The 26,218-nt window shown below is 65.4% G+C and carries 19 protein-coding genes; 8 read left to right on the top strand and 11 right to left on the bottom strand.

Features of this window, described 5'->3' with window-relative positions; genetic code table 11:
• Positions 1 to 3: 3 nt before the first annotated feature.
• Complete coding sequence (locus tag AC07NV_RS11375; RefSeq protein ID WP_495166456.1) at positions 4 to 450, bottom strand: Lrp/AsnC family transcriptional regulator; 447 nt, start codon at positions 448 to 450, stop codon at positions 4 to 6.
• On the bottom strand, positions 450 to 2,426 hold the full coding sequence (locus AC07NV_RS11370; protein WP_495166455.1) for an isoaspartyl peptidase/L-asparaginase: 1,977 nt from the start codon (positions 2,424 to 2,426) through the stop codon (positions 450 to 452). Before AC07NV_RS11370 ends, AC07NV_RS11375 begins: the two co-directional genes overlap by 1 nt.
• 184 nt (positions 2,427 to 2,610) lie before the next feature.
• On the opposite strand from AC07NV_RS11370, the gene AC07NV_RS11365 reads away from it, so the two are divergent.
• Together AC07NV_RS11365 and AC07NV_RS11360 are read left to right on the top strand one after the other, a co-directional pair.
• The gene (locus AC07NV_RS11365) at positions 2,611 to 5,355 is read left to right on the top strand and encodes a TonB-dependent receptor plug domain-containing protein (RefSeq protein WP_495166454.1); all 2,745 of its coding nucleotides are present in this window, start codon (positions 2,611 to 2,613) and stop codon (positions 5,353 to 5,355) included.
• 124 nt (positions 5,356 to 5,479) lie between these two features.
• Positions 5,480 to 6,322 (top strand): amidohydrolase family protein, encoded by an 843-nt coding sequence (locus AC07NV_RS11360; protein WP_495166453.1) that lies wholly within the window; start codon positions 5,480 to 5,482, stop codon positions 6,320 to 6,322.
• Here the strand turns inward: AC07NV_RS11360 and AC07NV_RS11355 are convergent.
• On the bottom strand, positions 6,319 to 7,419 hold the full coding sequence (locus AC07NV_RS11355) for a YeiH family protein (RefSeq protein WP_495166452.1): 1,101 nt from the start codon (positions 7,417 to 7,419) through the stop codon (positions 6,319 to 6,321). The two genes, AC07NV_RS11360 and AC07NV_RS11355, sit on opposite strands and share 4 nt — an antisense overlap.
• Positions 7,420 to 7,579: 160 nt before the next feature.
• On the opposite strand from AC07NV_RS11355, the gene AC07NV_RS11350 reads away from it, so the two are divergent.
• From AC07NV_RS11350 to AC07NV_RS11335, 4 genes are all read left to right on the top strand, one after another.
• The gene (locus AC07NV_RS11350; protein WP_495166451.1) at positions 7,580 to 8,584 is read left to right on the top strand and encodes a LacI family DNA-binding transcriptional regulator; all 1,005 of its coding nucleotides are present in this window, start codon (positions 7,580 to 7,582) and stop codon (positions 8,582 to 8,584) included.
• A 172-nt stretch (positions 8,585 to 8,756) separates the two neighbouring features.
• The gene (locus AC07NV_RS11345) at positions 8,757 to 10,058 is read left to right on the top strand and encodes an MFS transporter (protein ID WP_495166450.1); all 1,302 of its coding nucleotides are present in this window, start codon (positions 8,757 to 8,759) and stop codon (positions 10,056 to 10,058) included.
• A gap of 162 nt (positions 10,059 to 10,220) precedes the next feature.
• On the top strand, positions 10,221 to 11,123 hold the full coding sequence (locus tag AC07NV_RS11340) for an aldo/keto reductase (protein ID WP_495166709.1): 903 nt from the start codon (positions 10,221 to 10,223) through the stop codon (positions 11,121 to 11,123).
• Positions 11,120 to 12,187: an LLM class flavin-dependent oxidoreductase gene (locus AC07NV_RS11335; RefSeq protein WP_495166449.1), complete on the top strand. Its 1,068-nt coding sequence runs from the start codon at positions 11,120 to 11,122 to the stop codon at positions 12,185 to 12,187. The genes AC07NV_RS11340 and AC07NV_RS11335 overlap by 4 nt, the downstream gene beginning before the upstream one ends.
• Positions 12,188 to 12,389: 202 nt before the next feature.
• Here the strand turns inward: AC07NV_RS11335 and AC07NV_RS11330 are convergent, their stop codons facing one another.
• Positions 12,390 to 13,556 (bottom strand): iron-containing alcohol dehydrogenase, encoded by a 1,167-nt coding sequence (locus AC07NV_RS11330; protein ID WP_495166448.1) that lies wholly within the window; start codon positions 13,554 to 13,556, stop codon positions 12,390 to 12,392.
• On the bottom strand, positions 13,553 to 14,899 hold the full coding sequence (locus AC07NV_RS11325) for a spinster family MFS transporter (protein ID WP_495166447.1): 1,347 nt from the start codon (positions 14,897 to 14,899) through the stop codon (positions 13,553 to 13,555). Before AC07NV_RS11325 ends, AC07NV_RS11330 begins: the two co-directional genes overlap by 4 nt.
• Positions 14,900 to 15,093: 194 nt before the next feature.
• On the opposite strand from AC07NV_RS11325, the gene AC07NV_RS11320 reads away from it, so the two are divergent.
• The gene (locus AC07NV_RS11320) at positions 15,094 to 15,930 is read left to right on the top strand and encodes a sugar phosphate isomerase/epimerase family protein (RefSeq protein ID WP_495166446.1); all 837 of its coding nucleotides are present in this window, start codon (positions 15,094 to 15,096) and stop codon (positions 15,928 to 15,930) included.
• A gap of 11 nt (positions 15,931 to 15,941) precedes the next feature.
• Here AC07NV_RS11320 and AC07NV_RS11315 read toward each other — a convergent pair whose 3' ends face one another.
• The 4 genes from AC07NV_RS11315 to AC07NV_RS11300 form a co-directional block, all read right to left on the bottom strand.
• The gene (locus tag AC07NV_RS11315; RefSeq protein ID WP_495166445.1) at positions 15,942 to 17,189 is read right to left on the bottom strand and encodes an FGGY-family carbohydrate kinase; all 1,248 of its coding nucleotides are present in this window, start codon (positions 17,187 to 17,189) and stop codon (positions 15,942 to 15,944) included.
• Positions 17,186 to 17,368, bottom strand: a complete 183-nt coding sequence (locus tag AC07NV_RS11310) for a hypothetical protein (protein ID WP_495166444.1) — start codon at positions 17,366 to 17,368, stop codon at positions 17,186 to 17,188. Before AC07NV_RS11310 ends, AC07NV_RS11315 begins: the two co-directional genes overlap by 4 nt.
• Positions 17,369 to 17,477: 109 nt before the next feature.
• Positions 17,478 to 18,881 (bottom strand): FAD-binding oxidoreductase, encoded by a 1,404-nt coding sequence (locus AC07NV_RS11305; protein WP_495166443.1) that lies wholly within the window; start codon positions 18,879 to 18,881, stop codon positions 17,478 to 17,480.
• 1 nt (position 18,882) lies between these two features.
• Complete coding sequence (locus AC07NV_RS11300) at positions 18,883 to 20,436, bottom strand: glycerol-3-phosphate dehydrogenase/oxidase (protein WP_495166442.1); 1,554 nt, start codon at positions 20,434 to 20,436, stop codon at positions 18,883 to 18,885.
• A 65-nt stretch (positions 20,437 to 20,501) separates the two neighbouring features.
• Between AC07NV_RS11300 and AC07NV_RS11295 the strand changes: the two genes are divergently transcribed.
• Positions 20,502 to 21,419, top strand: coding sequence for a LysR family transcriptional regulator (locus tag AC07NV_RS11295; protein ID WP_495166441.1), 918 nt, complete (start codon positions 20,502 to 20,504; stop codon positions 21,417 to 21,419).
• Here AC07NV_RS11295 and AC07NV_RS11290 read toward each other — a convergent pair.
• Complete coding sequence (locus AC07NV_RS11290) at positions 21,365 to 23,374, bottom strand: alpha-glucosidase (protein WP_495166440.1); 2,010 nt, start codon at positions 23,372 to 23,374, stop codon at positions 21,365 to 21,367. The genes AC07NV_RS11295 and AC07NV_RS11290 overlap by 55 nt on opposite strands.
• A 185-nt stretch (positions 23,375 to 23,559) precedes the next feature.
• Complete coding sequence (locus AC07NV_RS11285; protein ID WP_495166439.1) at positions 23,560 to 25,872, bottom strand: TonB-dependent receptor; 2,313 nt, start codon at positions 25,870 to 25,872, stop codon at positions 23,560 to 23,562.
• Between the last annotated feature and the right edge of the window lie 346 nt (positions 25,873 to 26,218).

Raw genomic sequence — 26,218 nt, 5'->3', positions numbered from 1 at the left:
GCGTTAGCGTTCGACCTTCGTGGCCAGGATCACCGATGTCGTCGTGCGCTCGACCCCGTCGAGCAGCCCGATCTCGTCGATCAGTTCGTTGAGCTGCGCGCCATCTTCGGCCTCCAGCATCGCGATGATGTCATATTCGCCGCTGATCGCGTGGATTGCCTGAACCAACGCGAAGGATGCCAGCGCCTGCTCGACCTCGCGGTGAAAACGGGGCAGGGTCTTGATCATCATATGCGCGCGTACGCGGCTGGCGGCGAAGGCGTTGCCGAGGCGCACGGTATAGCCGGCGACGACCTTTTCTTCCTCCAGCCGGGCGAGGCGCGAATAGATCGCCCCGCGCGAAATGCCGAGTTCCTTGGCGAGTTGCGCGATCGTCTGCCGCGCATCGTCGCGCAGCAGGGTGAGCAGGCGTTCGTCGACCTCGTCGAGATTGACGCCGCCGGTCGGCATCAATCGGCCAGCTTTTCGTCGGCGAAAATTGCTGTCTGTGGAGACCCTCCGGCGCTCATCCGGCCACGATACATGCCCAGGTCGTTGATGGCAAAGGCAGGGCGCCCGTCGGGGCCCATCGCGATCAGCCCGCCGTCGCCGCCGATTGCGCCGACCGCCATGATCGTTGCTCGCGCGGCATCCTTCAGGCTTTCGCCTTTCCACGCGACACGATCGCACAGCTGCCGTGCGGCGCTTTCGCGGATGAAATATTCGCCCGACCCCGTCGCCGACACGGCGCACTGGCCGTTCTTCGCATAGGTGCCCGCGCCGATGACGGGGGAGTCGCCGATGCGGCCCCAGCGCTTGCCCGTCATGCCGCCGGTCGAGGTGGCGGCGGCGAGGTTGCCGTCGGCGTCGATCGCGACCGCGCCGACCGTACCGAACAGATGCGTCGGGTCGATCACCGCAGTCTGCTTCTCGCGCCAGCGCAGCAATTGCTGCCAGCGTTCTTCGGTACGGAACCAGCTCGGGTCGACCTGTTCGAGCCCGCGCTCGACCGAGAAGCGGTCGGCGCCCGCGCCGGCCAACATTACGTGCGGGCTCTTGTCCATCACCGCGCGCGCGAGGTCGATCGGGTGGCGCGTGCGCGTCACGCCGGCAACCGCACCGGCCTTTTGCGTCTTGCCGTCCATGATCGCGGCATCGAGTTCATTCTTGCCCTCGGCGGTAAACACCGCTCCGCGCCCGGCATTGAACAGGGGATTATCCTCGAGCACGCGCACCGCTGCCGCGACCGCATCGAGCGCTGCGCCGCCCTTGTCGAGCACCGCGCTGCCCGCGCGCAGCGCCTCGTCGAGACCGGCGCGATAGGCTTTTTCCTTCTCGGGTGGCAGCGATCCGCGCTCGATTACCCCGGCGCCGCCATGGATCGCCAGCGACCAGCACGGCACTTCGACGATCTCGCCCGCGCGCGCGGCATAGTTGCGCACGAACACCGGGGCGTCGACTTGCCCCGAGGGCAAATGGAGCACCGATCCCGGGCCCACCCCGGTGACCTTGACGCGCGGCGCGTCGAGCGGTCCGCGACTTGCCAGATTTCGCAGGCCAGCTCCATCGACCACCCAGGCATAGCCGTCGGGTTCGGTGGCATAGATTCGCGCGGTGCCGTCGGGTTCGACCGCCAGCGCGGCGCTTTCGTCGACGCCAAGCCCCAGCATTGCGGGCTGATCTGCACCATCGACGCCGGACCCGAGCAATGCGGGCTGATCGGCGGTGCGTCCCGCCTGCGCCTTGGCGACGAAAGCGAACAGGCGGCCAAGCCGCTCGCGTTCCTTGAAATGCGTGTCGGTGACGATGCCCTTGAGCAGCGCGAAATGCAGGAAATCGCCCTCGATCGTGTTCGCGGGGCCGAAGGGATCGGCGAGTGCCTCGGGGCTTTTGAGGCTGCCGTCATCCATCGCGCCATACAGCTTTTCGCCCTGGATTGCGAGGCCGGCGCTGGTTCCTGCGAGCGGCTTTCCCGCCGCGACATGCGCGTTGAGGATGTCGCCAACCGGCGTTCCGCGCCAGTAACGCACGTAGCGCGCCTGATCGCCGCCCGCGATGAAAATGCCGTCGGCCTTGCGCAGCCGCTCGAGGATCTTCCTGTTCGTCGATTGCGACCGCCCGTGGAAGACGAAGATTTCGGTCGACTGGATGCCGCCGATGTCGTGGAAGAATTCCTCGCCGATTTCCTTGCCATAGGAGGCGCTGATCACGACGATATGGCCGTTGCCGGCTTTGCCGAAGAACCATTTCATCGCATCGACATTGCGGTCGCCGCCGCCCATCAACAGCAGTCCGCCCGATACCGGGCCCGGCGTCGGCGTGTTCAATTTACCGAAAACATAATGTTCGGTGGGCTTTTCTTTCGCCTCTTTGGCGACCGCGGGCGTGAGCGAGAGGCCCGTCGCCGCGAGCAACAGCCAAAATCCCCGCATGATCGAACGCAGCATCCGTCTTCCTTCTGGCGACCCCTGAAAGGCCTGACGATACATAATGACGGCACTAAAAGACAATATGATTTCCCATTTCACCATAGTGATTGAAATTATCGACGTTTTCTGGTGGATTGGGTGAAATATCCGGTGGGCGGCGCAGGGGCTCGATTCGTACCGGGATAGGACAAGGGGCTGATAGATGACAAATTTCGGGAAGCGGGCGTTTCGGGTTTTCCTCGGAATCGGCGTGTGTGTGCCAGCGCTGGCTGCGCCGGCCTTTGCACAGGACGCCGCCGAAGGCGACGCGCAGGAAATCATCGTCACCGGATCGCGCATCCCGACGATCAAGGATCAGGGCCCGTCGCCGGTCACCACGATCGATTCGGACACGATCCGCGCCAACGGCTATACCAACGTTCCCGAACTGCTCGCGGCGATGACGCAGAACAGCGGCGCAACCCAAAGTCCGCAGTCGGGCAGCAGTTCCGACTTCACCCCCGGCGCGCAGCAGGTCGACCTCCGCGGCCTCGGCCCCAACCACACGCTGGTGCTGGTCAACGGCCGCCGCATCGCCGATTTTCCGCTGCCCTATATCGGTCGCAGCAACTTCACCGACATATCGAACATTCCCGTCAGCTTGATCGACAAGGTCGAGATCCTCAGCGGCGCGGCCTCGGCTATCTATGGATCGGACGCGATCGCGGGCGTCGTGAACTTCAAGATGAAGGAAAAGCTCGACGGCATCACGCTCGACTATCGTCACGGCCGGACCCAGCATGGCGGCGGCATGTCGCACCGCGTGACCGCAACGGGGGGGTGGTCGACCGATCGTTTCAGCATCGTGGGCGGCATCGAATATCTCGATCAACGCCCGCTCTGGGCCTATCAGCGCAAGATCCAGGACAGCACCGAAGACAGCCCGGTGCCATCGACCGCGTCCGCGCGGCGCACCTTCTATCGCGCCGATTATAACGACGATTATATCACCCCCGACGCCGGGACGTGCGAGCGTCTGTCGAACCTGAATTTCGGGTCGGTCGGGCTGTTCAACCGGCCGCGCTATGGCGACTTTTGCGGCAGCAAGGAATCGATCGCCTACGGAACGATCATTTCGGGCCGCAAGGGCTTCAACAGCTTTGCCACCGCAACCTACGAACTGTCGGACAGCGCCAAGCTGTTCGTCGACGCCCAGCTGGGGATCAGCAAGGTCCGGCTGATGTACGACACGACGAGCTGGGCGTTCGAACAGTCGTCGAGCAGCGCCGACAATTATTTCTTCAACAAATTCACCGACCAGATCGAGGATTGGGGCCGCCAGTTCACGCCGGAGGAAACCGGCGGGTTCGAGATGCAGCGGACCAAGCAGACGACCTACAGCATCACCCCGGGCGTCCGCGGCAATTTCGGCAATGCCTGGAATTACGAGGCGTCGTTCAACTATAGCCGCTACCAGTCGATCGTCCGCTGGCCGCAGATCGTCAACAGCAAGGCGAAAGCCTTTTTCCTCGGCGCGCAGGATGGGACCGGCGATCGCGGTTATCCAGCGTTCAATGCCGACCCGGCGAAGCTCTACCGACAGCTGACCCGCGCCGAATATGATAGCATCTCGGCCGATACCGTCTATCGGCCCTACAGCTGGACGAGCAATGCGCAGGCGACGCTGACCAACGGCGAATTGTTCCAGTTGCCAGCCGGTCCAGTCGGGATCGCGGTGGTGGCCGAATATGGCAAGCAGGGCTATAATCTGCGTCCCGACCCGCTCGCGCTCACCGATTATTATTACAGCTGGAAGGACAGCGACGGCGCGGGCAAGCGCAGCCATGGCGCGATCGGCGGCGAGGTGCGCGTGCCGGTGCTCGATTTCGTCACCCTGACCGGCGCCGGCCGTTATGACCGCTTCGGCTATGCTGGACGGAACGCCGGCAAATTCACCTATAATGGCGGCATCGAAGTTCGGCCGATGGACAGCCTGCTGTTCCGCGCCGCCTATGGCACGGCATTCCGCGCGCCCGATCTCCACTATCTGTTCACCGGTCCCGGCAATGTCGAAAGCAACGTGACCGATTATTACACCTGCCGGCAGGATGACTCGAGCGCAGGAATCAGCGATTGCGAAGATTATGAAGTCGACATCGTCGCGCAGCGCAGCGGCAATCGCGATCTGAAGGCGGAAACCGGAAAGACGCTGACTGCGGGCCTCGTCTTCGCCCCGTCGAACCGGATCAGCCTGTCCGTCGATTATTTCCGCGTGTCGCTCGACAATCAGGTCAACGACCTGCGTGGCAGCGACCTCGTCCGTGACGAGGCCGATTGCCGGCCCGACGGCGCCGGCAAAACGGTGCTCGACCCAAGCTCGGCGACTTGCCTCGCGGCGCTCGATCGCGTCAACCGTTTCACCAGCGGTGCGCTGATCGGACAGATTGAATCGATCAGCATCAACCCGATCAACGTCGCGCGCGAAAAGACGAGCGGCATCGACGTCGCGTTCCGCGGCACGCTCCCGACCAGCTTCGGCGACTTCACCCTGTCGCTTGCGCACAGCCATGTGTTCAAGCACACCATCACCCAGTACGCGGGCGATCCGGTCGAGAACAAGCTGGCGGCGGACAGCGGCTTTTATTTGCCGCGCGACAAATCGAACGGCAGCATCACCTGGGCCTCGGGCGGCGCGCAGTTCACCTTCTCGGGCACGCGCCTCGGCAAGCTGCCGAATTATGACGAAGATGCGTTCATCAAGGCGAGCTATCTGTTCAACGCGACGCTGCAATATGATTTCACCGATCATATGCGCGGGTCGCTGACGGTGCGGAACGTGTTCGACAAGATGCCGGTCAAGGACCCGACCTGGTCGAGCTATCCCTATTATAACACCAGCTGGTTCGACAGCGTCGGCCGCAGCGTCTTCCTGCAGCTGACCTACAAGCTCGGCGGTTCGGCGCTCTGATACAAGGCGCAGGGCTCTGACGGCGTCAGAACCCCGCGACCCGCTCGAAGGTGAAGGCCCGCTTGGTAAGCAGCAGGCTTTGTGGCAGGTCGGGGCGTTCGCGACCCGTTTCACTGGAGCCCGCATGCGAAGCCTGCTGCTTTCGATCGCCCTGCTGACCTCGTTCGCGCCCGCACTCGCGCAGGACGCCGTCATCGATACCCATGTCCATCTATGGAATGGCGAGGCGTCGATTGCCGAATATCAGGCGCAGCTGAAGGCCGCGAACCAGTCGGTCGCCGCGTTCGGCGCCATGTGGTTTGGCGGCCCCAATCAAGCGCTCGCGGGCAATCCCGGCGATATCCGCATGCGCAACGATGCGCTGATCGCGCTCGCCGCGAAACACCCCGGCATGATCGCGATCGCAACCGTCCACCCCTATGACGGCGAGGCTGCGCTCGCCGAAGTCGATCGCGTCGCCGCGCGCGGGGTCAAGCTGCTCAAGATCCACCCGCATACGCAGAAATTCGATCCCGCCGACCCGCGCATCCTGACGCTCGTCAAGCGCGCGGGCGACGCCGGGCTGATCGTCGTGATGGACAATGCCAATATATTGCCCGGCGACAGCGAGAAGCTGTTCAACCTCGCGCTCGCCGCGCCGAAAACGAAGTTCGTCTTCGCGCATATGGGCGGGCTGAACTTCCGCTTCTGGAACATATTGGCGCTCGCGCGCACCGCCGAAAATCTCTTCGCCGAGAATATCTATTTCGACATTTCGGCAAGCGTCATCCTCGCCGCGGACTCGCCGATCGAGGATGAATATGTCTGGACGATCCGCAATGTCGGTATCGACCATGTGCTGCTCGCGTCGGACTTCCCGCAAATCTCGCTGCCCAGGACACTCGCGGCGTTCGAAAAGCTCGACCTGACCGAGGAGGAGCGTGCGAAGATCCGCTCGGGCAACGCGCGGAAATTGCTCGGGCTCTAGACGATCGCGAGCGCGAACAGCAGCGAGATCAGGAAGCTCGTCACCGAAGCGAGAAGGACGGGAATGGTCGCGCGCCAGCCCATGCCCAGCAGCAAATCCAGCCGCGTGCGCATCGCCGTCGCCGTCACCGCAAGCAGCAACAGCGCCTTCGAAGCGGTGAGCGCGCCGCCGCGTACGGCTTCGGGGACGGGCGCAAGGCTGTTGAGCGTCACCATCGCAAAGAAGGCCGTGATGAACCAGGGGAGAGCGAGGCGCCGCCAAAGGCGCGTGTCGGCGCCGTCCACGGGCTTGAGCAGCAGCCCGACGAGTGCCACGACGGGGGCGAGCAACGCAACACGCGCCAGCTTGACGATCGTCGCGCTGGCGCCTGCGCTATCCGAAAAAGCATAGCCGCCGCCGATCGCCTGCGCGACGTCGTGGATCGACGCGCCGATCAGAAACCCCGCCTGCGCGTCGGTCAGCCCGAAGCGGGCGGCGAGCAGCGGATAAATCGTCATCGCGAGCGCGCTGGCCAGCGAGATGCCGACAAGGGTCATCGCGAATTGCGCCTGCGACACGCGTTCGCGCCCGATTACGCTATACAGCGCGAGCGCCGCACTGGCGCCGCAGATCGCCGTCGCGCCCCCGGCGAGCAATCCGGCATAGGGCGTCTGCCCCGACAGCCGGGCGCCAAGAAAACCCGCACCGATCGTCAGCGTCATGATGACGATCAACGCGGCGAAGGGGACGGGGCCAAGCACCGCAATCTGCAGGAAGGTGACCTGCAGCCCCAGCACCACGATGCCGATGCGCAGGAAGGTGCGCGATGCGAAGTCCAGCCCGCGGTGCGTCGCTTCGTTGACCGAGATGAAATTGAGCGCGAGCCCGACGAGCAGCCCGAGCAGGATGATCGGAAAGCCATAATGGTCCGACAGCCAGGCCGCGGCAGCCGACGCCGACGCACAGGCGGCAAGGCCCGGAAACAGGCCATGTTTCTCGACCTTCGGCGGCGTGTTTTCGGCGAGATGCAATTCGCCGAACAGGTCGCCGCCGCTGGGCAGGCTGTTCCAGTGCGCGTGGCGCAGCGATGTCCCGCCGGTTCTGTCTAGCGTTGTCATAAATTCATGTCCTATCGCCAAGCAGGGGAGGCGCGCAAGGCCTCTCTTGCCGAAACACGGTTGACGCGCCAAAGCAGACAACGATGGTCAGCGGGGCCAGAACCGGGAGACGCCGAACCGTGACATGGATTTGCCAACAGGGTGCGGAGCGCAAGCGCGCATGACCCGGGCGACGATCAAGGATGTCTCGCGCGTCGCGGGCGTGTCGATCAAGACCGTGTCGCGCGTGCTCAACAAGGAACGCTATGTCAGCGACGAGATGCGGCAAAAGGTCGAGGAAGCGGTCGCGCGCCTCAACTATCACCCGAGCCAGGCGGCGCGGACGCTCGCCGGCAAGCGCTCGTTCCAGATCGGGCTGATCCACGACAACCCCAGCCCCTATTATATCTTCAACATGCAGGCGGGGGTCGGACAGCGCTGCCGCGAGGCCGACTTCCGCATGATCGTCCAGCCGTGCGACATCAATTCGCCCGGCCTCGTCGACGACATCGGCGCGCTGATCGATCAGGCGCAGCTCGACGGCATCATCATGACCCCGCCGGTGACCGACGTCGGCACCGCGCTCGCTGAACTGTTCCACCGCAAGATCCCCGTCGTGCGCGTCCAGCCGGGTACCGATTTGACTGCGACGTCAGCGGTTTACATCGACAATGTGCAGGCGGCCGACGACATGACGGCCTATCTCATCTCGCTCGGCCATCGCCGCATCGGCTTCGTCACCGGGCATGGCAATTATTTCGCGAGCGGCCAGCGGCTGACCGGATACCGGCAGGCGCTCCAGCGCGCGGGAATCGGTTTCGACGCGGCGCTGGTCTTTCCGGGGCAGTTCGATTTCCAGTCGGGCACCGCTGCCGCCGAAGCCTTGCTGGGGCTCGACCAGCCACCGACCGCGATCTTCGCGAGCAGCGACGATATGGCCGCGGGCGTGCTCGCGGCGGCGCACCGGCTGGGCGTTGCGGTGCCCGACCAGCTATCGGTGGCGGGCTTCGACGACACCGATCTGGCGCAGGTCGTCTGGCCGTCGCTGACCACGATCCACCAGCCGATCCGCGACCTCGGCTACGCCGCCGCCGACCTGCTGCTCGAATTCGGCGAACGGATCGAGCGCCGGCAATTGCCGCACAAACTGGTCATCCGCGGTTCGACCGCAGCGCCGAAGGGCTGAAAGCGACCAAGAGTTGCTGTTCCCTGGCGAAGGCCGGGGTCCAGGGCCAACCAGCAGACGTCTGCTTTCTAACGCTCTGGGCCCCGGCCTTCGCCGGGGAACAGGAGCGGTAGCGAACCTCCGCTTCCCACCGCATTCCCGCCGCAATGAAAAAACGTCTGTCCTTTCCGATATGACAACGTTATCTTATCTGCACGACAAATGGATTCGGGGAGAGACGATCTTGGCGCAAATTGCCGATAGACGCCGCTGGCTCGTGGTGGGGCTCGTCTTCATCGCGATCGTTCTCAACTATGTCGACCGCCAGATTCTCGCGCTTCTGAAACCGACGCTCCAGCTCGAATTCGACTGGTCCGACCGCGACTACAGCCACATGGCCTCGGCCTTCCAGTTCGCCGCCGCGCTCGCTTTCCTCGGCACGGGGTGGTTCATCGACAAGGTCGGGCTGCGCTGGGGCTTTGCGATCGGCGTTGGCGTGTGGAGCCTCGCGGGCATGGCGCACGCCTTCGCCTCGACCGTCTCGGGCTTCGTCGCCTCGCGCGCGGTACTCGGCGCGGCGGAATCGATCGGCACCCCCGCTGCGGTGAAGACCGCCGCCACTTACTTCAACGCGAAAGAGCGAAGCTTCGTCCTCGGCCTCGGCGGCATTGCGCCCAATGTCGGCGCGATCCTCACGCCCTTGCTCATCCCGTTGATGGCGATGATGTGGGGGTGGCAGGCGACCTTCCTGATCGCGGGCGGGCTGGGTCTCGTCTGGGTCGTCGTCTGGCTCGCCGTCCGTATTCCCGAACAACCGAACGCCGCGCGCGACGCTGCGGCGCCGAAGATTGCGTGGAGCAGCCTCCTTCGCGACCGCCGCCAATGGGCCGTCATCCTCGGCAAGGCGCTCACCGATCAGGTGTGGTGGTTCCTGCTCTTCTTCATGCCCGACCTGTTCCACCGCGTCTTCGGGTTGACGCAGGGCACGCTCGGGCTCCCGGTCGCCTTCGTCTATTTCATGGCGGCGCTCGGCGGCATCACCGGCGGTTTCCTGCCGTCCTATCTGATGGGCCGCCGCGGCTGGACCGTGAACGCCGCGCGCAAGACGACGATGCTCATTTACGCGCTGCTCATCCTGCCGGTGCCTTTGCTCGTCGGGGTCGACAGCGCGTGGGTCGCCGCGATGATCCTCGGCCTCGCGCTGTTCGCGCACCAGGGTTTCTCGACCAATATCTTCGGCCTCACCACCGACGTCTTCCCCGCGCGCATCGTCGGCTCGGCGATCGGCATCGGCGCCTTTGCCGGCAATCTCTCGGGCATGGCGATGATCGAGTTCGCGGGCTGGTCGCTCGACACGGGCAGGGGCTATCTCCCGATGTTCCTCGTCTGCGCGGGCACCTATCTCGTCGCGCTCGCCGCGATCCACCTCATCCTGCCGCGCATCGTCGCGGTCGACGAGGAGGATGATGGCGAAGTGCAGGTGCTGGCGCATTGACGGGAAAGACGGGTCATATTTGTGCTCCCCGGCGAAAGCCGGGGTCCATCTCCCGCCGCCGAATGGACCCCGGCTTTCGCCGGGGAACACGAAGGGCGAAATCTAACGAACCGCATACGAAACCAGCTTCCCTCGTTCCGATTTATGGAGTATATGACAGCGATGTCAGATTTTCTTCCCGCTCCCGCCCATGTGACCCTCGCCGGTCATGAGGTTTCGCCCATCGCCTGGGGCATGTGGCGCTTCGCCGGTGCCGACCTCGCCACCGCGCGCGCGCGCATCGATGCCGCGTTCGAAGCAGGGGTGACCCTCTTCGACACCGCCGACATCTACGGCTGCGACACGCCGGGCGGCTTCGGTTCGGCCGAGGCGCTGCTCGGCGACGTCTTCGCCGAAGCGCCGGGGCTGCGCGACAAGATGGTGCTCGCGACCAAGGGCGGCATCATCCTCGGCGTGCCGTATGACAGCAGCGCCGCCTACCTCACCTCGGCGATCGACATCTCGCTCCAGCGACTGCGCACCGACCATGTCGAGCTGTGGCAGATCCACCGCCCCGACCTGCTCACCCACCCGCAGGAAATCGCGCGCACGCTCGAGGCGGCGCACCGCGCGGGCAAGATCGGCGCGATCGGCGTGTCGAACTTCACCCCGGCGCAGACCGCCGCGCTGGCTAAATTCCTGCCCGTTCCGGTGGTCAGCCACCAGAGCGAATTTTCGCCGCTCCATCTCGCCCCGCTCTTCGACGGCATCTTCGACCAGTCGATGGCCGAGGGCATGAGTTTCCTCGCCTGGTCGCCGCTCGGCGGCGGCCGGCTTGGCGACCCGGCCGACGAGCGCACGCGCGCAGTCGCCGGACTGCTCGATACGAAGGCGGCGGAATATGGCGTCTCGCGCGCCGCCGCGACCTACAGCTGGGTGATGGCGCATCCCGCGCGCCCGATCCCGATCGTCGGCACGCAGAATGTCGAGCGCATCCGTGAAATTCCGCAGGCCTTCGCCCCGCGCTGGACGCGCGCCGAATGGTATGCGGTGCTGCAGGTATCGATGGGGGAGAATCTGCCATGACCGACCGCAGTTGCGAAGTCAGCTGGTTTTCGGCGCTCTGCGACGACGACTATGAATTCCTCGGCGTTCCCGACCCGATGCTCAAATCGAGCTGGGAACATTGCCGCGACATCGTGGTGCAAGCCGACACCTTGGGGTTCGACAATATCCTGCTCCCCTCGGGCTATGCGCTCGGCATCGACACCACCGCCTTCGCCGCGGCGATCGCGACGATGGTCAAGAATATCCGCCTCTTGATGGCGGTGCGGATCGGCGAAAGCTGGCCGCCGCAACTCGCGCGCCAGATCGCGACGATCGACCAGATCCTCGGCGGCCGCCTGACGGTCAACATCATCTCCTCCGACATGCCCGGCGAGACGATGGACTCCGAACCGCGCTACCGCCGCACGGTCGAGGCGATGCATATCCTGAAGACCTTGCTCAATGGCGAGGCGCTCGACCATGACGGCGAGTTCTGGAAGCTGCAGGTCGCGCCCGCGCGCGTCGGCACCGTGTCGGGCAAGGCGCCGCCGCTCTACTTCGGCGGGCTCTCGCCCGCAGCGCGCGACGCCGCCGCGAAAGGTTGCGACGTCTTCCTGATGTGGCCCGACCGCGAAGAGGTGGTGAAGGAGATCATCGCCGACATGACCGCGCGCGCCGCCGTTTACGGCCGGACGCTCAAATTCGGCTACCGCGCGCACATGATCGTGCGCGACACCGAAAGCGAAGCGCGCACCGCCGCCGACCGCCTGCTCTCGAAACTCGACGCCGCGAAGGGCGCCGAAATCAAGGCGAAGTCGCTCGACTCGCAATCGTTCGGCGTCAACGCGCAGGTCGCCTTGCGCGAAGCCGCCTCCGACGACGGCTATGTCGAGGATAATCTGTGGACCGGCGTCGGCCGCGCGCGCTCGGGTTGTGGCGCCGCGATTGTCGGCGACCCCGACCAGGTGCTCGCGAAGCTGAACCGCTATCAGGACATGGGCATCGAGGCGTTCATCCTCTCGGGCTACCCGCACGCCGCCGAAGCCGACCTCTTCGCGCGCCATGTGCTGCCGAAGATGAAGCACGGGCCGCTGGAAATCTGACCCTCTTACTTCGTCACCCCGGACTTGATCCGGGGTCCACGAGGGCGAGCGTCGTCTTCGAAGTCATGGATCCCGGATCAAGTCCGGGATGACGATGGTGCATGGTAGATACCCCGCCCCCACGTTTGAGACGTAGGAGAGAAGGGGACGGGGCGAGCGCGCTTAAGCAGAGTGCATCTTGCCCGTCGATGAACCGAAGCTGTTATCCCGCCCAAACTGCGGCATAAAGTTCCGCCATCTCCTCCGCATCGGGCACACGCGGATTGTTCGCGGGCGAGCCCGATGCCGCCGCCTGCGTGCACATCGTCGGGACCAGCGCCTCCCAGCGCGCCGCGTCGATCCCCCATGCCGCCGGCCCCGGCACCTCGAGCTCGCGATTGAGCGCCGCCAGCTCGTCGAGCAACCGCGCGACCGCTGACTGGTCACCCTCCGCCTCGTCGGCAACGCCCATCGCCCGCGCGCAATCAGCATAGCGGTGCAGTGCCGCCGGCGCCGACCACGCCGTCACTACGGGCAACAGCATCGCGTTCGACAGCCCGTGCGGGACATGGAAATGCGCGCCGATCGGCCGGCTCATCCCGTGGACCAGCGCGACCGAGCTGTTCGAGAAAGCGATCCCCGCCTGCGTCGCGCCCAGCATCATCGCCTCGCGCGCCGCCGCATCCATCGGATCGCTGCACACGCGCCGTAAATTCGGCGCGATCGCGCGCATCGCGAGCAAGGCCATGCCGTCGCTGAACGGGTTCGCGCGCTTCGACACATAGGCCTCGATCGCGTGCGTCAAGGAATCGATCCCCGTATCGGCGGTCAGCCGCACCGGCTTCGTAAAGGTCAGCGCATAATCGACGAGCGCCGCGACCGGCAGGTAAGCGAGCCCGGGGCACAGCATCTTCTCGTCGGTCGTCTCGTCGGTGATGATCGTGAAGCGCGTCGCCTCCGACCCCGTGCCCGCGGTCGTCGGGATCGCGATCACCGGCAACCCCGGCGCGTCCTGCACATGCGGCGCCTTGTAATCCGCCATCGCCCCGCCGAATTGGCCGAGCAGCGCAATCGCCTTCGCGCTGTCGAGCGGGCTGCCGCCGCCGAAGCCGACGACGCAGTCGTGATCGCCTTCGAGCAGATACGCCACCCCCGCATCGACCGATGCCACCGTCGGGTCGGGCACCGTCTCCGCGAACACCCGCGCCGCGATCCCCGCCGCCGTCAGGCCATCGACTAATTCCGCAACACGCCCGCTACTCACCAGCCAGCCATCGGTCACGATCAGCGGCCGCGCCAGTCCCAGCGTTGCCAGCACCTCGGCCAATTGTTTCGACGCGCCGCCGCCGATGCGCAGGATGCGGGGCAGGGCGATACTCGCGATACTCAACTCACCATCTCCTCGCGGATCGAACGCCGCGCCAGCCAGAATAATCCCGATGCGACCGCGCCGAACAGGATGAAGATCATCAGCGACCAGCGCACGCCCTCCGCCGACCCTAGCCCCATCGGCCCGCTCAGAAAATCGCTAACCGCACCGACCCCGAGCGGGCCAAGCCCGAGCCCGATCAAATTGATAATGAACAGCAGGACCGCCGTCGCGGTCGCGCGCGTCTGCGGCTGCACCAGCCCCTGTACCGCAGCATAGCCGGGGCCGTACCAGAGCGTGTTGAGGATCGGCGGAAAGGCGAAAAGGACCAATGCTGTCGCCGCCGAATCGGCGAGCAGCCCGGCGATGTAAAAGGGGATACCCAGCAGCGTCGAAATCGCCGGGATCGACACATAGGCGCGCAGGTCCCGCGCGCCATATTTGTCGGCCAGCCAGCCGCCCATCCATGTCCCCACCGCGCCGGTCAGCCCCAGCACGATGCCCAATGCCACCCCGAGGAAGCCGGTCACGCCGAGCCCGAACTCGCCCGCGATCTGCGTCAGCTCGGCGCCATGGTTGCGAAAGAAGAAGGGCGCGAGGAAGGACGCGGCGCCATAGCCGATGAACGCCTTGATCGCGGCGGCAAAGGCGATCAGCCAGAAGCTGCGCTTGCCGCGGATCTCCGCCATCGCGGTCCTGAAGTCGGGGCGTGACGCCCTGAGTGCGGCGAGGTCGGCATGGAGCTGCCGCCGCGGTTCGCGCAGCGTCGTCCACGCGACGAGCGCCATCAGCAGCCCGGGCAATCCCGCGAACAGGAAGGCGGTGCGCCATCCATAGGCATCGGCGATCAGTCCGCCGAGCGCGAGCCCGAGGAGCCCGCCGAGCGGCGTCCCGAGCGCGTAGAAGGCAAGGGCCGACGCGCGTTTTTCGCGCGGCGTATAATCGGTGATCAGCGAATGCGCAGGCGGCGTGCACCCCGCTTCGCCGATCCCGACGCCGATGCGGCACGCGACGAGCTGGACGAAATTCTGCGCAAAGCCGCACGCAATGGTGAACAGGCTCCACAGCCCCGCCGCAACCGCGATGATCCGCGGCCGGTGCCCGGTCTCGGCATAACGCGCGATCGGGATTCCGAGCACCGTATAGAAGAGCGCAAAGGCCAGTCCGGTCATCGCGCCGAGCTGCCAGTCGGCAAGGTGCAGCTCATTCTTGATCGGCTCGGCGAGGATCGCGACGATCTGCCGGTCGAGGAAGTTGAGGATATAGATGATCAGCAGCACCGTCAGCGCATAGCGGCGGTACGCCAGCGACACCGGAGACAACGGCGGCGGGATGACCGGCGGGGCGGGGACATCGTTGGTCATCTCATCCTCTCACGGTCTTTCTTTTTCTTCGCTGTCCTCCTGTGATCCCCGGCGAAAGCCGGGGCCCACGAAGGCGAGCGCGGTCTTCCGATTCTGGGCCCCGGCTTTCGCCGGGGATCACAATACGACGCCCACAAGCCCAATTGACTCCCCCTCCCGACACGATATGACAGCGTTGTCTGAAAGGGAAGCCATTGCCCGAATTGCTCGTTCTTCAATCGGTCTGGGGCCTCGACAAATGCCCCGGTTTCGACATCGAAAACCGCCTCGACGAAGCACTCGGCCAGGTCGTCGCCGCGGGCTTCGACGGCGTCGGCGTCAACCTCGCACGCACCGCGCGCACCGATGGCGTCGCGCGCGTGATGAACCCGCTCGGTCTCGCGTGGGAGGGGCAGGTGCTCGTCCACGACGCCGACCAGCTCAAGCACTGGATCGGCGAAGCGCACCGCCTCGGCGCGCACCATCTTAACGTCCAGATCGCCGGCCCGACCGCCGACTTCCGCGCCGCGCTGCGCCTGATCGACAGCCTTGTCGACGCGGCGAAGGACGCGCCGCTCCCCGTCTGGTTCGAAACCCACCGTGGCCGCCTCACCAACGATTTGCTCTTCACGCTGCAATTGCTCGAGGAACGTCCCGGTTTTCCGCTCACCGCCGACCTGTCGCATTATCCGGTCGCGGGCGAGATGGAACTGCCGCTGCGCGACGACCAGCTCGCGGCGATCGAAACGATCCTGCAGGGAAGCCATAATTTCCACGGCCGCGTCTCGACGGCGCATCAGGTGCAGGTCGCGCTCGATGCGCCGCAGCATCGGGACTGGCTCGACCGGCATATCGCCTGGTGGCGCCGCGGCTTCGAACTCTGGCTCGAACAGGCGCGCGCGGACGATGCGCTCACCTTCATGTGCGAACTCGGGCCTCCCCCGTACGCGATCACCGCGCCCGACGGCAGCGAACTGACCAATCGGTGGGACGAGGCACGGCGCATGCGCGATATCGTGCGCGGGCTGTGGAGCGAGGTGAGCGGGGCCTGACACTCTGCGCGTCACACCGCCACCGCATTCCGCCAGCGCGCAAATGCCGCATCGGCCTCGTCGCGCCCGACCTTCGGCAAAAACTCGGCATCGTATCGCGCCAGCCGCTTGAGGTCGCTCTCGCCGAACAGCCCTGCACCCATGCCCGCCGCCAGCGCCGCGCCATAGGCGCTCGCCTCGCGCACCGCATGCCGCCGCACCGGCCGCTGTAATGCGTCGGCCTGCAACTGCATCAGCGTATCGCTCGCCGACAGCCCGCCCGCGATGGGCAGCGCCTCGGGCACCGGCAGCGCGTCGGCAATAACATCGGCGATTTCGCGAAAACGAAACGCGATCCCTTGCAGCGCTGCATGCGCAACCTGTCCCGGTCCGTCGGCAAAGCTCAGTCCCGCGATCAGCCCGCGCGCGTCGAACTTGCCGTGCGGTGCGCCCATCCCCGCGAGCGAAGGCCGCACCACGACGTGGCCTGCATCGGCCACCGAAGCCGCCGCGGCCTCCATTGCCGCGGGCGATGCGAACAGCCCCAGCCCGCCGCACAGCCATTCGATCAGCGACCCGGTGGTGATCACCATTCCTTCCACACAAAAGCGCGGCTTCCCGCCCGCAAAGGCCAGCGCCTCGGCGGGCATGCTGTTGTGGATCGTCTCGGGCACATCGCCGGTCCCCGCCATCAGCACGCCCGACGTGCCATAGGTCGCTTTCCAGTCGCCGCGCGCCAGCGCGCCATGCGCGACCATTGCGGCCCCTTGATCGGCGATCAGCGCGGTGATCGGGACGCGTGCTCCGAGCACCGCGGGATCGCTCTCGGCAATCGCGCCCCAGCTTTCGACTTGCGCCGGAAACAGGCTCGCGGGCAGCCGCTGATGCGCGAGCAAGGCCGCATCCCAGCCCGCACCCGCCGGATAATCATAATAGCCTGTCAGCCACGCCGCCGAGGCGTCGGTGACATGCGCGCCGCTCAGCTTGTAGGTCAGCCAGCTATCGAGCGTCCCCCATTGCAGGTCGCGGGGATCGCGCGCCGATAGAGCGATCGCAGAGGGCAGTTTCGCCGACGGCACCTGCGGCCATCCGGTGAACCCCGCCGCACGCAGCGCCTTATACTCTTCCATCCCGCGCAGATCGCTCCACACGAGCATCGGCGCGACCGGTTCGCCGGTGGCACGGTCCCACAGCACGATACTCGCGCGCTGCGTCGTCACCCCGATCGCAGCGACATCGGCGATGCTACGTCCCGCCGCCGCCAACGCGCCGTCGATCACCGCGCGGCAAATTTCCCACACTGCGGCGGCATCCTGCTCGACAAGACCGGCGGCAGGAAGTGGCTCGCGATCGGCCGTTTGTCGACGCCCAGCACCGCGCCCGCCGGATCGACCAGCATGGCGCGGGCGCCCGTCGTGCCCGCATCGAGCGCGAGAAGGAGGCCTCCCTCCATGCCCATCGGTTACGTGATCCCCGGCGAAAGCCGGGGCCCAGAGCGTTCGGGTGCAAACATAGCATGGACCCCGGCTTTCGCCGGGGCACACATTGTTGCCGGTTCAGCCCGAAACCTAAGCATCGGGTATCAGATTGCCCGGGTTCATGATCCCCGCCGGATCGAGACAGGCCTTCAATTGCCGAAGCAACGCCACGCCGCTCTCGCCCAGATCGTGATGCAGATAGGGTTTGCGCAGCCGCCCCGCGCCATGATGGTGCGCGACCCCGCCGCCATGTTTCGCGGTCGCTTCCATGATCGCGCGCCAGCCGGCGAAATAGGCGGGTTCCATCTTCGCGCTGTCCTCGAAGGTCGCGGCGAAGCTGAAATAAAGGTTGATCCCCGATCGATAGACATGGCTGCTGTGCGCCGATGCGTTGATCACGCCGGGGATTTCGTTGAGCGCCGCAATGCTGGCGTCATAGATCGCGCCGATCTCGCTCCAGCGCCCCGAAATCTCGACCGTGTCGGCGACATAGCCGCGCTCGAACATGTCGCGCCAGCTCGGTACATGGTTGCGCTTTTCGATCCACTGCTTCGCCGCCATCGGATCGCCAGCCTCAAGACCCGCCGCGCCGCAAATCTCGTGCATCGCCGCCAACTCGGCATCGACGCGGCTTTTCGGCCCCTCATGCACCATCAACAGCATCGCCTTGCCGTCACGCTCATAATCGCGGAACAGCCGCCGCACCTCGCGCCCGTCGTACTGGCGCATCACCGGCGGGCGCCAGTCGGCGCGGACGATCTGCCGCTGCGCCTCGAAACCCGTACGCATATCCTCGGCATAAAAGATGCTGTAATCGCGGTGCGGCGCCTTGGCACGTAGCGAGAAGGTCACGCCGGTGATCACGCCCATCGTCCCTTCGGCGCCCATCAGCAGATGGCGCAGGTCGGGCCCCGCCGCCGCGCGCACCGCCTTGCCCAGCGTCACCAACTCGCCGTTCGGCAGCACCGCCTCGATCGAATGGATGATGTCCTCGATATTGCCATAAGCCGTCGAGAATTGCCCCGACGCGCGCGTCGCGACCCAGCCGCCGACGCTGCTGATCGCGATCGACTGCGGCCAATGCCCGATCGTCAGTCCATGCGCGGCGACCGCCTCCTCGGCCTCCATGCCGTTCAAACCGGCGTCGAAGCTCGCGAGCAGATCGTCGCTGTCGATATAGCGCACGCGGTTCATGCCGCTCATGTCGAGCAAGATCGCATCGGGCGTCGGTTCGATTCCGCCGCACACCCCGCTGCCAAGGCCATAGGGGATCAGCGGCACGCGCTTTTCGGCGGCAAAGCGCACGACCTTCTGCACATCCTCGACCGACTGCGGCCGCACCACGCAGCCCGGTGCGGGCACCGCTTCGCTGCGCCAGTCGCGCAGATGCTTGACCGCCCATTGGTCGTAGCGGCGGGCATTCAGCGCCTCGGCGTCGCTCGCGACGCGGTCGGCGCCGATCATGCTGGCAAGGGCTTCGGTTATCGAACGCATTTCACTCTCCCAAAAGCCTGCGGCTCTCATCGTTGATCTGTCGGCAATGCGCGATTTGCGCGGCCTTTGTGGCGTCATCCCAGCCGAGCAGCGCGGCCATTGCCTCGGTCGCGGGGGCGAGTGCGGCCAGGCCAGCGCCGTCATCGAACCAGGCGCGCGCGCTTCGCCGCACCCAATAGTCCTCGAGGCTGGCGGCACCCTCATGCGTCACCGCGCGTATGGCCTCGGCAGCCACATCGCCGCCCGCGATCCATATCTCGTTCGCCTCGTCGCCATAGAGCCCCGCCAGTCGCTCGGCGGCGCGCGGGTCGAGGCCGTCCAGTTGCGGCGTCCGCGATCCGCCGGGCAGCGGTGCATCGGCGGTGGAACAGGGCAGGGCGGCCCGACCCAGCCGCTCGACGACCAGGTCGACGACACGCTCGGCCATCGCGCGATAGGCGCTGAGCTTGCCCCCTGCGATCGAGATCATCCCGCCCGGCGAAGTCCATATCTCGTCCTTGCGCGAGACTTCATTGGCCTTCTTGCCCGGCTGCGCGATCAGCGGCCGCATCCCCGACCACAGCGAAACGATCTCGGCGTCGCGGATCGGATCGATGCTGAGCGCCGCCTCGGTCGCGCGCAGCAGATAGTCGATGTCGTCGCGCGTCGGCGCGGGCCAGTAGTCGGCGCCGTCGTGGAACACGTCGGTCGTGCCGATATAAGTGAACGCCCCGCGCGGTACCGCAAAGATGCTGCGCTTGTCGGGCGCACGAATGATGATCGTCGCGTTGATCGGCAGCCGCTCACGCGGCAACACCAGATGGATACCGCGGCTCAGCGCCATGCGCGTGTCGCTCTCGCCCGCCTCCAGCCCACGCACCCGATCGACCCATGCGCCCGCGGCATTCACCACCAGCTTCGCCTTGATCCGCGCGCCCAGCCCGTCGTCCAGCGTCGAGGTCGCGACGAGACCATTGCCCGTCAGCTCCGAAGCGGCCGCATGGTTCACGACCACCGCGCCCGCGCCTTGTGCGCTGCGGATGTTGGCGAGCACCAGCCGCGCATCGTCGGTCAGAAATTCGGGATAAAGCACCGCACCATTGAGCTTGTCGGTGCGCATCAACGGCTCGCGCTGCTGCAGTTCCGCCAGCCCGATCACCTCATGCTTCTCGGCCTCGGGCACGCCGCCCAATTTCTCGAAGGTCCACAGCCCTGTCCGCAGCTTCGCCGTCATTGCCATGTTCGTCGTCGGGATCAGGAAGGGCGACAACCGCGTCAGATGCGGCGCGATGCGGCGCAAAATCTGCCGCTCCGACGCCGCTTCCTTGACCAGCGCGATATCGCCCTGCGCCAGATACCGCAGCCCGCCATGGATCATCTTCGACGACCGGCTGCTCGTCCCGCTCGCATAGTCGCGTGCCTCGATCAGCGCGACCGACAGCCCGCGCATCGCCGCATCGCGCGCGATCCCCGCACCGGTGATCCCGCCGCCGATCACCGCGAGGTCGAATGGGCGCGACTCCAGCTCGGCAAAGACCTGCGCACGGCGCCGCGCATCGAGAGAGGTGCTGCTCATATGCTCACGCTACGCACATGACCGGGGCATTGGTATTGCAAAACAGGAATGATATGGTGCGCGCCATGAACCTCCGCCGCCTCCGCCATTTCGATGCGCTCTATCGCCTCGCCAGCTACGCGCGCGCCGCCGACGAACTCGGCCTCACGCAATCGGCGCTGACCCGCTCGATCCAGAAGCTCGAGGAGGAATTGGGAGCGACACTCTTCGACCGCACCACCCATTATGTCCGTCCGACCAGCGATGCCGACCGCCTGATCCGTTCGGCGCGCGACGTCATTGCGGCGTCGGCGAACCTCGAACAGGAAGCGCGCGGCCTCGGCCAGCCGAGCGGCGGCGCCGTCGCGGTCGGCAGCGGCCCGTACCCGCTGCAACCCCTGCTCACCGGCGCGATCGCGCGCTTCGCCGAAGCGCACCCGGGCGTCCGCGTCACCGTCACCGGCGGGCCATCCGAACAATTGCTCGAAACGCTCGTCGACCGCCGCCTCGACCTTGTCGTCTGCAACCGCGCGAAGTTCGCGTCCTCGGGCCACGCCGACGAAGTGCTCTGCATCCCGCTGCCGCCCGAGCCGCTGATGCTCGTCTGCGCCGCCGCCCATCCGCTCGCGAGGGGAGAGGGCGACAGCGCCGACTTCCCTTGGGCGCTCCCGCGTCCCGCGCCGGGCAGCAACCTCCCGCGCCCCCTCCGCGCGCGTTACGCCGCGGGGCAATTTCCGGACTATGAGCTCGACTCCACCGCGGCCTGTCTCGACATGGTGCGGAGCGGCCGCGCGATCACCGTCGTCCCGCGCGCGCTTGCGCTGCGTAGCGGCCTCCATATGATCGCGCTTCCGCCCTCGGAAGTCACCCGCGACGCGATCCACCTCCTCCGCAACCGCAGCCGCAGTGCGCTCGTCGCCGCCTTCGTGGCGGTGCTGAAGGATGTGGCTCAGGCCGAAACCATCGCGTCGAACAGCGCCGCCTCCGCCGACCCCGCGCGGTAAAATACCGGCGGCTGTCCGAACGGCGCCGCAACCGTTACATCGCTCCCGCCCGCATAGGTCCGACCTGACCAGACATGCACCCACTCGGCACCCGTCGGCAGGTAGGTCGTCCACTCGCTCTTCCCCGCCGCAATCACTGGTGCGACGAGCAGATCGGGCCCGAACAGATAGCTCGTCTGGATCGCATAGGTCTCCGGATCGTCCTCGAAATGCAGGAACAGCGGCCGCTGCACCGGCAGCCCCATTTCCGACGCCTCCTGCGACAGCCGGCGGATATAGGGTGCCAGATGCGCGTAAATCCGCGTCATCTTCGCAAAATGCGCGAGCAGATCGGGATCGTCGTCATATTGCACATTCTGCCGCGGCCGGTTGCCCTCATGCGTACGGATCATCGACGTAAACGCCGACATCTCCGCCCAGCGCATCGCCAGTTCGGCATCGCGGGTCGTGTCGAACAGGCTGGTGTAACCGCCGCAATCGCTATGATGATGCGCGTTGCCGAGCATCCCCGCCGACAGCGCGGCGCAGATCACCGTCCCGATCCCGTCGTGGCGGCTGAAATCGACCGCCTGGTCGCCCGCCCACAGCATCGGGCAATGGCCTTGGACGCCCGTAGCGCCCGAGCGCATGAACACCATCGTCTCGCCGGTCTGCCCGCGCCCTGCGACGCCCTTGGCATTCACTTCGCCCCACAGCGCCGGCCAGCGATTGTGCGCGGTCATCCCGCTCTCGCCATTCGCGAGGCGGACATCGACGGGCAGATATTCGCCGAAATCGGCCATCCAGCCCGACAGCCCGAAATCGATCATCTTCTCGCCGATGATCGTATCGGCGAACCATGCGGCGGCGTCGGGATTGGTGAAATCGACATGCCCGCAATCGAACTCGCCAAAGTCGATCACATAGGGCTCGTCTTTCTCGGGATGCATCACCATGAAGCCCCGCGCGGCGGCCTCGGCATAGAGCGGCCCGTCGACCGCCAGATAAGGATTCACATAGCCAAGAAAGCGAATGCCGCGCTCTTTCAACCCGGCGATCCGCGCCGGCAGGTCGGGATAGCGCTCGGCATTCCACTGCCAGTCCCAGAAGAGGCGATTGCCGAAGCTGGTGATCCGCAGGCCAACCCAATCCTCGCACCACAGCCCCGACACCGCGACCCCGGCGTCCTCATAGACCTTGAGGCGCGCAAAGCTGTTGTCGCTATCCTTCAAGCCGATGACCGCGCCCTTCAGCAGCCATTCGGGCAATGGCGGCTGGCGCCCGAAACGCTCGGACAGCGCCGACACCAGCGCGGTAAAGCGCGGCCGCGCCCACAGCTCGATCTGTGCCGGAATCTCCCAGACCTCGACCTCATGATAATCCGCCGCGCGGAAATCGAACGCCGCATAGGCAAAGCTGTCGACATGCAGCGCATAGCGCCGCGAACTGACATAGGTCGGCTGCGGATAATTGGTGTGCGCATAGCTGCCGCCGCCGCCCTTGCGGTGTGCCTCGACCTGCCGGAACAAGGGCGACGCCGGATCGCGCCCGACCCCGGGCTCGCTCGACCACAAAGGGAAATGCCGCCCGCGCAAGTCGAAATAGGAGAATTGCTCGCCGCCGCCCCACACATGCTCGCCTGCACCCGCAGGCACGCGCAGCCACAGCCGGTTGAGCGCCGGGTCGAGCGCCGTCAGCGCGATCACCGCATCATCGCCATCGCCCGACACGGTGGCTTCGAGCAGCCAAGGCGAACCCGCTGCCGCGGCAAAGCGGACCACATCGCCCACGATCTCGACATGCCCCAGCGCGATCCGCTCGCTCACCTCTTGCGCCACATCGAAATGGCCGAGCTTCGAATGGATATGCGGCACGCCGCGCCCGACGAAGAAACAGGGTGCGCCCGCGCTGTGCGTCAGGATCGTCTGCCCGCCGAGGCGAAGCGCAAAGCCGGTATCGAGCGCCTCAAGCGCCATAGGGGAGGATCCTTTTCTTTCCCGTCGCCCCCGCGGAGGCGGGGGCCGCTGGAGGGCATATGCAGCGGCGAAGATTTAGGCCGACAACGGCCCCCGCCTTCGCGGGGGCGACGATCATGCTATCGCCACTTACCCGAAAAATCTGCCCCACCGCCTGGCATTATGGGCGGCGGGGCAGGGGACTGTTAGAAGTTCATCCGCGCGGTGACGCCGAAATAACGCTCGGCATCGCGCGGGGTGATCTGGCGCATGAACGATGTGCCGTTCGGGATGCGCTGGATCACGAACTGCTTGTCGGTCAGATTCTTGACGATGAACGACAGGCTGTATTTGTCGTCGTCGGTGCTCACCTTGATCCCGGCATCCCAGATCGCATAGGCGCCCTGGAACGCGTTGGGGTTCTGGTTGATGTCGAACTGGGTGCGGCTCTGATAGACGAGCGAGCTGTTCAGATCGACGTTGAACCCGTCGATGTTGAGCGGCAGGCGCCAGTCCATCGTCACCGTGCCCTTATACTTCGGCGCAAAGGGCAAAGGTTTGCCGTTGATCGCATCGGCGCAGGTCACCGCGGCGCCCGACGGGCAGATGAACTTGTTGATATGCGCGTCGGTGTAGTTGAACCCGCCCGACAGCGAGAAATCGTCGGTCACCGCGGCGTTGAAATCGACCTCGATCCCGCGCGTCGACACCGTGCCCGCATTGGTCAGGCGCGTGACGACCTGCCCCGCGACGAGGTCGAGGAAGTTCGCCTGATAATTGTCGTACTTGGCATAGAAGCCCGCGATGTTGAGCGTCAGGCGGCGGTCGAACAGCCGCGTCTTGAGGCCGACTTCATAGGCGTCCGATTTTTCGGGATCGATGCGGCCGGTGTCGCGCGCCAGCATGTTGAAAAAGACGTTGAGCGCCGGCCCCTTATAGCCGCGCGTGTAGGTCGTGTAGGCGACGACATCGTCGGTCAGGTCGTACTGCAGGCCGGCATTGCCCGACCAGCCGGTGTCCTTGATCGACCCCGCCGAGGCGAAGGCCGGGTTGACCCCGGAGAAGGCCGCGAGCGAGGTCGAGCGGCGGGCAAAGTCATAGCTGACCTTGTCGTTGGTATGCCGCAGGCCGACGATGCCGCGGAACGCGTCGGTGAAATTCAGCGTCGCCTGACCGAAGGCCGAATAGCTGGTCAGCTTCGTCGTGAAATCGGCATTGCCTTCATTGGTCAGATAGGTCGACGATCCGGCGGCGCACGGCGTCAGCCCGCCGACGGTGGGCAGCGTCGACGCGGTGCAGCTCGTCACCGTGCGGTTGAAGAAATCGACTTCCTTCGTGTGGTAATAATAAAGCCCCGTAACATATTCGAAAAATTGCGGATTGGACGATGCGATGCGCAGTTCCTGCGTGAACTGGTCGAACTTCAAATCGCCGCGATCGTGCGAGCGGACGTCGCCCGACGCGGTGCCGGTGTTGACGTAACGCGGCGCGTCCGACCGGAAATCGCCGTCGCGCTGCTGGAAATTATACCAGTGGCGGTATGCGGTGATCGAGGTCAGCGTGACGCCGCCAAGGTCGAGGTCGATCTGCCCCGACACGCCGCTGTTCTTGTCCTTGGTATAAGGGTCGAGGTCGTTGTCGATGTCCTTGTTCTTGCCGTCGAGCGTCAGCGGCGCGAGGCTGGGGATGAACACCGCATTGTTGAACGCCGACGGGAAAACGGTGCCGATGCTGTCGGCAAAGCCATTGTCGCTATTCTTCGAATAGTCGGCGATCAGCGTGATCTTCAGATTGTCGGTCGGCTCGGCAATCACCTTGCCGCGCACGCCCCAATGTTTGTAGCCGTTGACCTTGTGGTTGTTGAACACATTGCGGGCGTTGCCGTCATATTGCGACCAGAAGCCGGTGAGCGAAGCGCGAATGCCGTCGCCCAGCGGCCCGCCGATGCTGCCGCGGATGCGATATTCATTGCCTTGATACCAGGCCGCGTCGACATAGCCGCCCAGCTCGTTGCCGGGCTCGCGCGACACGATGTTGATCACGCCGGCGCTGGCATTCTTGCCGAACAGGCTGCCCTGCGGCCCGCGCAGCACTTCGATGCGCTCGACGTCGAGGAAGTCCGACGTCTGCTGGCCGGTGCGCGCATAGACGACACCGTCGATGACGGTCGACACCGACGGCTCGACGCCCGACGAGAAGGAAATGGTGCCGACACCGCGGATCGACAGCGCCGAATCCTTGTTGGTGTTGCCCTTGCGAAAGGTCAGCGTGGGCACACGCTGAAACAATTGTTCGGCCGAATTGACGTTCGAGCGTTCGAGCTGCGTGCCCGACACGACCGAGATCGCGACCGGCACGTCCTGCAGATTCTGCTCGCGCTTTTGCGCGGTGACGATGATGTCGGTGCTGGCAAAGGCTTCTTTGGTTTCGGCCTCCTGCGCGTGCGCCGGAACGGCGAGCATCGCCATTCCCAGGGCCGTGGTGACCGCCAGATACGCTTTGGCTTTCGACGAAACCATGTTCAAATCCTCCCTTGATGCGCTGCAAACCGGTATGTCAATTAATTCAATTGACAATTAAGAACCGACCCATGCGCGCATTCATATTTGTGGTCCAATAGAGAAATGTCGCGGTGCCATGTTCAAATGCTATGGCGTGCGGGACAGCGCGAGGGGCAGGCTTTGGCTCTGGCTCGCGTGTCGACTTTGTCATCAGCACCACACTCCCTTGCCGTGGCGGATCGTGCGTCCGCTTCGACATCAGGCCGCGAACATGTCGCTCACGGCCACGAATCGGCTGACCGGCGCCATTGCCCATCAACCGACCGAGGGATGCGCGTCAAAATCATTGCAGTCTAATCGAGAA

The organism is Sphingopyxis sp. GW821-FHT10B01, assembly GCF_059415685.1.
Note: the sequence above shows the minus strand (reverse complement) of the source record. Positions and strands in the feature narration are given on the sequence as shown.

Excerpts from the sequence above, each read along its gene's own strand:
- AC07NV_RS11375 (WP_495166456.1), bottom strand. The coding sequence starts at position 450 with ATGCCGACCGGCGGCGTCAATCTCGACGAGGTCGACGAACGCCTGCTC.
- AC07NV_RS11370 (WP_495166455.1), bottom strand. The coding sequence starts at position 2,426 with ATGCTGCGTTCGATCATGCGGGGATTTTGGCTGTTGCTCGCGGCGACG.
- AC07NV_RS11365 (WP_495166454.1), top strand. The coding sequence starts at position 2,611 with ATGACAAATTTCGGGAAGCGGGCGTTTCGGGTTTTCCTCGGAATCGGC.
- AC07NV_RS11360 (WP_495166453.1), top strand. The coding sequence starts at position 5,480 with ATGCGAAGCCTGCTGCTTTCGATCGCCCTGCTGACCTCGTTCGCGCCC.
- AC07NV_RS11355 (WP_495166452.1), bottom strand. The coding sequence starts at position 7,419 with ATGACAACGCTAGACAGAACCGGCGGGACATCGCTGCGCCACGCGCAC.
- AC07NV_RS11350 (WP_495166451.1), top strand. The coding sequence starts at position 7,580 with ATGACCCGGGCGACGATCAAGGATGTCTCGCGCGTCGCGGGCGTGTCG.
- AC07NV_RS11345 (WP_495166450.1), top strand. The coding sequence starts at position 8,757 with ATGACAACGTTATCTTATCTGCACGACAAATGGATTCGGGGAGAGACG.
- AC07NV_RS11340 (WP_495166709.1), top strand. The coding sequence starts at position 10,221 with ATGTCAGATTTTCTTCCCGCTCCCGCCCATGTGACCCTCGCCGGTCAT.
- AC07NV_RS11335 (WP_495166449.1), top strand. The coding sequence starts at position 11,120 with ATGACCGACCGCAGTTGCGAAGTCAGCTGGTTTTCGGCGCTCTGCGAC.
- AC07NV_RS11325 (WP_495166447.1), bottom strand. The coding sequence starts at position 14,899 with ATGACCAACGATGTCCCCGCCCCGCCGGTCATCCCGCCGCCGTTGTCT.
- AC07NV_RS11310 (WP_495166444.1), bottom strand. The coding sequence starts at position 17,368 with ATGGGCATGGAGGGAGGCCTCCTTCTCGCGCTCGATGCGGGCACGACG.
- AC07NV_RS11305 (WP_495166443.1), bottom strand. The coding sequence starts at position 18,881 with ATGCGTTCGATAACCGAAGCCCTTGCCAGCATGATCGGCGCCGACCGC.
- AC07NV_RS11300 (WP_495166442.1), bottom strand. The coding sequence starts at position 20,436 with ATGAGCAGCACCTCTCTCGATGCGCGGCGCCGTGCGCAGGTCTTTGCC.
- AC07NV_RS11295 (WP_495166441.1), top strand. The coding sequence starts at position 20,502 with ATGAACCTCCGCCGCCTCCGCCATTTCGATGCGCTCTATCGCCTCGCC.
- AC07NV_RS11290 (WP_495166440.1), bottom strand. The coding sequence starts at position 23,374 with ATGGCGCTTGAGGCGCTCGATACCGGCTTTGCGCTTCGCCTCGGCGGG.
- AC07NV_RS11285 (WP_495166439.1), bottom strand. The coding sequence starts at position 25,872 with ATGGTTTCGTCGAAAGCCAAAGCGTATCTGGCGGTCACCACGGCCCTG.